The organism is Candidatus Yanofskybacteria bacterium (assembly GCA_003514055.1).
In the GTDB taxonomy this organism is placed as follows: Bacteria; Patescibacteriota; Minisyncoccia; order 2-02-FULL-40-12; family GWA2-44-9; genus UBA12115.
In genome coordinates this window covers 1-6,277 of the sequence record DOSG01000005.1, presented here as the reverse complement: position 1 = coordinate 6,277, position 6,277 = coordinate 1, and the positions used below count along the sequence as shown (strand labels likewise).

At 43.3% G+C, this 6,277-nt stretch carries 8 protein-coding genes and 1 other RNA gene; 7 read left to right on the top strand and 2 right to left on the bottom strand.

From position 1 onward, the window contains the following. The first annotated feature begins 196 nt into the window (after window positions 1-196). Complete coding sequence (locus DEG18_02015) at window positions 197-1,240, top strand: hypothetical protein (GenBank protein HBX58360.1); 1,044 nt, start codon at window positions 197-199, stop codon at window positions 1,238-1,240. 270 nt (window positions 1,241-1,510) lie between these two features. Further along, a complete protein-coding gene (locus DEG18_02010; protein ID HBX58359.1) occupies window positions 1,511-1,957 on the top strand; it encodes an SsrA-binding protein in 447 nt (148 codons plus the stop codon). 283 nt (window positions 1,958-2,240) lie between these two features. Here DEG18_02010 and ssrA read toward each other — a convergent pair. Both ssrA and DEG18_02000 read right to left on the bottom strand, forming a co-directional pair. Then, window positions 2,241-2,598, bottom strand: a transfer-messenger RNA (tmRNA) gene (ssrA, locus tag DEG18_02005). A gap of 353 nt (window positions 2,599-2,951) precedes the next feature. Continuing rightward, complete coding sequence (locus DEG18_02000; protein HBX58358.1) at window positions 2,952-3,620, bottom strand: RNA pseudouridine synthase; 669 nt, start codon at window positions 3,618-3,620, stop codon at window positions 2,952-2,954. Window positions 3,621-3,760: 140 nt separating this feature from the next. On the opposite strand from DEG18_02000, the gene DEG18_01995 reads away from it, so the two are divergent. The 5 genes from DEG18_01995 to DEG18_01975 all read left to right on the top strand — a co-directional run bounded on the left by DEG18_01995 (window position 3,761) and on the right by DEG18_01975 (window position 6,269). After that, window positions 3,761-4,168: a hypothetical protein gene (locus DEG18_01995; protein HBX58357.1), complete on the top strand. Its 408-nt coding sequence runs from the start codon at window positions 3,761-3,763 to the stop codon at window positions 4,166-4,168. Window positions 4,169-4,291: 123 nt separating this feature from the next. Continuing rightward, window positions 4,292-4,711 carry a hypothetical protein gene (locus DEG18_01990; GenBank protein ID HBX58356.1) on the top strand — a complete coding sequence of 140 codons (420 nt, stop codon included), beginning with the start codon at window positions 4,292-4,294 and terminating at the stop codon, window positions 4,709-4,711. Beyond that, entirely contained in the window at window positions 4,711-5,448 is a 738-nt protein-coding gene (locus tag DEG18_01985) for a TIGR00730 family Rossman fold protein (GenBank protein ID HBX58355.1), read from the top strand. The genes DEG18_01990 and DEG18_01985 overlap by 1 nt, the downstream gene beginning before the upstream one ends. 115 nt (window positions 5,449-5,563) lie before the next feature. Continuing rightward, window positions 5,564-6,067 (top strand): translation initiation factor IF-3, encoded by a 504-nt coding sequence (locus DEG18_01980; GenBank protein HBX58354.1) that lies wholly within the window; start codon window positions 5,564-5,566, stop codon window positions 6,065-6,067. Window positions 6,068-6,074: 7 nt separating this feature from the next. Continuing rightward, window positions 6,075-6,269, top strand: coding sequence for a hypothetical protein (locus DEG18_01975; protein ID HBX58353.1), 195 nt, complete (start codon window positions 6,075-6,077; stop codon window positions 6,267-6,269). Window positions 6,270-6,277 lie beyond the last annotated feature (8 nt).

The window sequence follows — 6,277 nt, the reverse complement described above, 5'->3', positions numbered from 1 at the left end:
TCTCTCAGTAACGGGACTGATCTGGAGGAGCTTCTTTATTTCTACTGCGACCGGAGATGCTTCTGGCATACTGGCAACACTCCTTTAAAGTAGCTAGTGGGAAGAATATCATTCAGAGCAAGATAGTCAATCAGATTGAAAAAAAATTACTTACCCTTCATAATGGTTAGGTAAACAACTAAGAATAAAAAAGATAATGAGCACATCGAATCATGATCATGACAAGTTAACTATCGACGCCGTAAAGAAAGTTGGACCATGCGTCGTAAGTATCGCAATCTCAAAGTTTTTGCCGAAGATGAAAAACGCATACGCCATGCCATTCCCGAATCCATTTATGTTTGGCGAGTCGAATAATGATGACAAGGAGAAGGTTAAAATCGGCGGCGGATCTGGATTTATAGTTCACCCCGATGGCCTGATACTGACCAACAAGCACGTTGTGATCGACCAAGAAGCCGAGTATACGGTCATTACTAGCGAAGGAGAAGAATATCCGGCCAAAGTCGTGTCTAGAGATCCCATCTACGACATCGCCGTCCTAAAAATTAATGCCACCGGGCTAGAGACGGTTAAATTAGGTAACTCTAATAAAATTGAACTGGGCCAAACAGTCATTGCCATCGGTAATGCCTTGGGCATGTTCAGCAACACCGTTTCGAAGGGAATCATATCCGGATTATCAAGAAGCATCTCGGCCTCACTTGGATCTGGCGGCGAGATGGAACATCTTCGAGGAGTGCTCCAAACCGACGTCGCTATCAATCAAGGCAACTCTGGCGGACCACTAATAGATTTGAATGGCGACGCCATAGGAATAAACACGGCTATAATTTTCGGAGCACAAAATATTGGATTCTCCATACCAATCAACTGGGCCAAGAAAGACCTAGAAGATATTATAAAATATGGCCGCATAGTAAAGCCGTATCTCGGACTGCTATACGTAATGCTTAATAAGAAGCTACAAAAAACCTATTCTCTGCCCATAGACTACGGGGCATTGATCGTCAGAGATCATAATCCTAGCTCGATAGCTATAGTTCCAGATTCTCCAGCCGATAAAGCTGGCGTCAAAGAGAACGACATAATCACCGAGCTAGATGGAGAGAAGCTCGGTGGCGAATCCGATTTAAGCGATGTGCTTCAGAAGTTCCAAGTCGACGACGAGATCGAAATGACCATACTCAGGAAAGATCAGACGATAAAGCTGAAAACGAAGATAGAGGAACGCAAATAGCCTGCTCGCCCTAAGCATTCTTTCGGACCGATAATAAACCCATTCCTGCGATGGGTTTTTATCTACACTCTCAGCGCTTTATCCGCCTAAGAAGGCGGAACCATTCCTTATCGCCCAAAAAGGGCTATATCAAATATATCTTAGCTAAAGCGCTTCCGAGAGTTCCACAGAATGCCTAGGGCTCACTTAATATATAGACTGCGGTGAAAAATCTTCAAGATAAATCTGGGAGGGCTTTATTAAACCATCTTTACGCGATAATATTGAGTCATGCGAGATTACGCTACAAACGACAAGGCCCATTTTGATTATGAAATTCTCGAGACAATCGAGGCTGGCATTGTATTAAAAGGCTACGAGGTAAAATCTATTAAGACTGGCCATATTGCCATCAAGGGATCTTATGTGAAAATTATAAATGGTGAGCCCATGCTTATCGGTGCCAATATCCCGCCCTATCAACCGGCTAATATGCCAGGCAATTACGACCCTCAAGCATCAAGGAAGTTATTGCTATCTAAAAAGCAGATCAACGTTCTAACTGGCCTAGCCCAATCTCAGGGCCTCACTCTAGTTCCCCTTAAAATATATGAGCACAATAAAAAGCTAAAGTTACTAGTTGGAGTTGCCAAAGGTAAAAAGAAATACGATAAACGCGAGACAATAAAGAAAAAAGATTTACAGCGATCAAAAGATCGCGGCACATTCGAAGAATAAAACAAAACCACTGAGCTTAAGCTCAGTGGTTTTGTTTTATGGTGGAGATGGTTAAAAATTCTTGGGATCTCTTGGAAGGCTGGATTTTTGAAAGCTATGCGTTGATTATAAAAAGAATTGAGCCCGCCGAAGCGAGCTCTTTAGCCAGTAGACTGTGAGGGATTATACGTTACCCTCTGCTGCTGATCCCTGGTAGACCTATTTGCAGTGGTTTAAGTATAGCACAGATGATGGTGCTTTGTCAATAACGATAAAATCGGCCTGGAAGGCCGATTTTATCAGATAGTGGAGATGGCGATATTGAAATCGCGTCCAAAATTCGTACAAATAGATGTCTACTAAGATATTCAGTTTATTGTTTCACCGAAGAGTACAAAGCTGAAAAAATTATCTCCGACTATCCTCTCATTATGTCCCAGCAGTTGGAGAAGAATCAAAAGCTGGCAAGCTCGCTGTTTATGACACTCTGTGATCTCCTAGCGAGTATCGAAGACAGAATGGCTTAAGCTTAAATTTTAAGCGAAAGCGTAATTAGGTGTATAATTGGCACCTATATGTTTGACCGGATATTTAAGGTGATTAACGGTCATCCACCCCTAGCATCTAATTGTTAAAAAATCTTGTCGAAACCTAGCATCCCCGTACCTACATTATACCATAATTGGCTAATTTGACAATTAGCCATAAAAACACCATAATACTTGAATCTGTAATTAGCAAGCCCCCACCAACCCAAAGGAGTACAGGATGCTAGATCAGAAGGCGATGCCCACCATCGAGTCTAAGCCCTCGGCGAAACGGCCCACCTGCGATCTCTTCGGCGGTCATGCCCTTCAGGGCAAGACTCGCAAGACCAGGTCGGGACGCACGGTGCAACACTGCACTCGCTGTGGACAGGACATCGCAATCAAGCAGAAGTGATCGCCGATCCCCGCTAGGGCTACGGCCCATCTTATCCCGGTCTGCCGCCAAGCTTCTGGCAGACCGGGCTTTTTTATACTCCAGCCAATTGCCGAAACTCCAGCGGCGGATCAATCTTAATACTGACTAGCTTACTTCCTGTAGCCGATATAAATTCCATCTCAGTAGCACAAAGAGCTATTGAACGGTCGGGCAACACCTCAGAGGCCCCATATTTCACATCACCCAATATCGGATGGCCCACCGCAGATAGTTGAGCCCTTATTTGATGGAACCTTCCTGTAATTAAATTGATCTTCAATACGGAATGATTGCCCACAGACTCGATCGTCTCGTAATCAAGTATCGCCTCGTCCCCCATCTCAGAAATAATCGCCATTCTCCTGGCCTCATCTTTTAAGAGTCTATGCTTCAGAACTCCAGACAATGGCGACATGTTGCCGACAACCAGCGCGCAATATATTTTTTTAAACTCCCTATTGCGTATTTGCTCTGAAATTCTAGCCGCTCCCTTGCTAGTTTTAGCAAACAGCACGATGCCAGACACTGGTCTATCAATTCTATGTATTAACCCCAAGAATACGTTTCCTGGCTTATTGTCCCTTTCTATTAGCATCCTCTTGGTTAAGTCCATTAGATTCTCGTCACCGCTACTATCGCCTTGTACTAAAATACCAGACGGCTTAAATATGGCGATAAGGTGATTATCCTCGTATAGAATCTTTAAATTCATGCGATCCATAATTCTGTTATACCAGATTTATTGACAATTAAGAATGAAGGGTTAGTATGGAGAAAGCTCATTAAGGAGACGGAAGTATGGCCGCAGAACCTCGTACTAGTTCGCGCAACTTATGCTTACTTTGCTCCATCCTCTTATTGGTGGTCGTAATCATACTTTGTTACGGCGCAGTTCGTCTAGTCTCATTAACCAAGACCGAGGATGCCATAAATGTCGGTAAATTATCGATAAATCCAGTCGAGTGGGTAGGAGAACCGCTAGACCAGAATAAGCCATGTGCCGTTCGCGAATCGAGTTCCTTGCTATTGATTGCTAAGACAGACTTTGACTACATATTTGAATATATGCCAATCAGTCCGAGTACTTCGCCAGCTACACCAGAATCATCCACCGCTGGAGCAGACACTCCTCCCAATGAATGCCTCGCGCACGCTATCATTTTTCAGGCCAAGACATGGTTCGATCGAGAGCTGACTATCGCCAAGCTGGAAAACCAAGCCATCGCCCAAAGAAAAGCATGGGTCAACGGCTACCGAAAATCCAAATAGGCGCCACCCTTCAGGTGGTTTTTTATTGGCTAAGATTAGAATATGCATTTAGCGTATTGGTGGCTTGCCCAAACTATGGAAAACTAGATTTGTTTTTGACTATATAAATGATAACATTCACTTATGCGTAAGGTTTATTGTGCGGCCACATCCCTGATTGTCATTTTAGCCATTGGATATTTTGGATTCTATATGACGTCCACAGTTGTTGCTCCGACGCCAACCGGTACGCCCACCGATACCCCTCTTGATCCCACGAAAACAAACCCAACACCGATGGTCACAGGATCAGAGATATCAATTGAGGGCGTCCTCGATTGCGTTCCATACAGATCTACATCCGGCATCCAGCCGGGCAGCTGTCAAATTGGCCTCAAAGCCAAAGACAGTAAATATTATGCCCTGTCAGGCCTAGAACAAGATGATGTAATCAGTGGTAAATTCTCAACCGGCAGCAAGGTAAAAATAGTTGGCATATTAATAAAAAAAGATGCTCCCAATATAGATGTAGCGGGAACAATCAAAATAACATCAATAAAATAATGGAAAAAGAAAAATACAATCTACCAGTGTCTAAGTTACCGATCGAAGCAGAAGAATTACCAGATAAAGATTTTAGACATTCCTTTCATTGGAGAATTTTTAAGATTATGGGCGAGTTTGTCGAAGGTTGGGAGTTCCTAGCCGATCTTAAAAAATCGGTGACCTTCTTTGGATCAGCTCAATTTAAAGAAGACAATGAATGGTATAAGCAAGCCCAAAAGCTTGGATACTTACTAGCGAAGGAAGGCTTTGATATCATAACCGGGGGCGGTCCAGGTATTATGGAAGCTGGCAATCGAGGAGCCTGGGAAGCCAATGAAGAGACCGGGAATAAAGATGAAGCGATTGGCAACTCCATAGGGCTCAACATAAAGCTACCAAACGAGCAAAGAATCAATCGATTCGTAGACCAGTCTGTCGCCTTCCATTATTTCTTCACCAGAAAAGTGATGCTCTCCTACTACGCTCAAGCATACGTATACTTCCCCGGGGGGTTTGGAACCCTAGACGAAGCTTTTGAATTATTAACCCTGATTCAGACTAAGAAAGTTCCCAAGATTCCTATTATATTCGTCGGCAAAAAATATTGGGGACCACTAACCGATTGGATGCGGAATTCGATGCTTAAAGAATTCGAAGCAATCGACGAGGAAGACCTGACTCTTTATAGGATTGTCGACACAGCCGAAGAGGCCTTTGAATATATTAAAGACTCTCCGCTAAGAAGGAACTTCTAGCTAAATCTCAAAAGCCCTCCCCTCCGACTCCGGCAGTTGCCGGATGCCAAAGTGGGAGGGCTTTTCAAATCTAAATATATATGTTAGAATCGTTAGCGTTTGTTAATATAAAGAATTGCTTAAACCTCTACGAGTAAATAATCAGATAAGAGTTCCTCAGGTTGCGGTTATTGATGACGAAGGAAATCAACTTGGGACAATGGATACTTTGGATGCGCTGAAATTGGCCAAAGACAAAGAACTCGACTTAGTTGAGGTTAATCCGAACAGTCAGCCGCCCATGGCCAAGATCATGGACTACGGCAAGTACATTTACCAGAAAGAGAAACAAGAGAAAAAGTCAGCCAAGAAGCAGAAAGATCAGGAGATGAAGACGGTTCGAATAGGATTTAAAACTGGCCAACACGATATGGACTTTAAGGCCAAGCAGATCGAAGGATTTATAAAAGAAGGCAATCCCGTCAGAATTGAGCTGACCCTACGAGGCAGAGAGAAGGCTTTAGCCGAGATTGGCAGAACCAAGTTCGTGAAATTTCTGACAACAATAACGGAACCCCACATCGTCCAAGAGCAAATAAAGAGATCCCCTTTTGGATGGACAACCATAATAAAGAAGTAATAAAAATATGAAAACCAAGAAAGCTTTAACCAAGAGAATAAAAATTACCAACGGCAAGATCAGAAAAATAATGAAAAGGCCGCCAGGGCAGAACCATTTCAATGCTAAGGAATCTGGCCAAGTTACCAGAAGCAAGAAAGGCACAGTCAGAGCCCCGAGAGAGATGACTAAGCTAGCCAAAGCCCTTACCCATAATTTCTAAAAATATAA

What these genes read in the sequence shown, in the direction of transcription:
- DEG18_02015 (HBX58360.1), top strand. Translation starts at nt 197, where the DNA reads ATGAGCACATCGAATCATGATCATGACAAGTTAACTATCGACGCCGTA.
- DEG18_01990 (HBX58356.1), top strand. Translation starts at nt 4,292, where the DNA reads ATGCGTAAGGTTTATTGTGCGGCCACATCCCTGATTGTCATTTTAGCC.
- DEG18_02000 (HBX58358.1), bottom strand. Translation starts at nt 3,620, where the DNA reads ATGGATCGCATGAATTTAAAGATTCTATACGAGGATAATCACCTTATC.
- DEG18_02010 (HBX58359.1), top strand. Translation starts at nt 1,511, where the DNA reads ATGCGAGATTACGCTACAAACGACAAGGCCCATTTTGATTATGAAATT.
- DEG18_01985 (HBX58355.1), top strand. Translation starts at nt 4,711, where the DNA reads ATGGAAAAAGAAAAATACAATCTACCAGTGTCTAAGTTACCGATCGAA.
- DEG18_01975 (HBX58353.1), top strand. Translation starts at nt 6,075, where the DNA reads ATGAAAACCAAGAAAGCTTTAACCAAGAGAATAAAAATTACCAACGGC.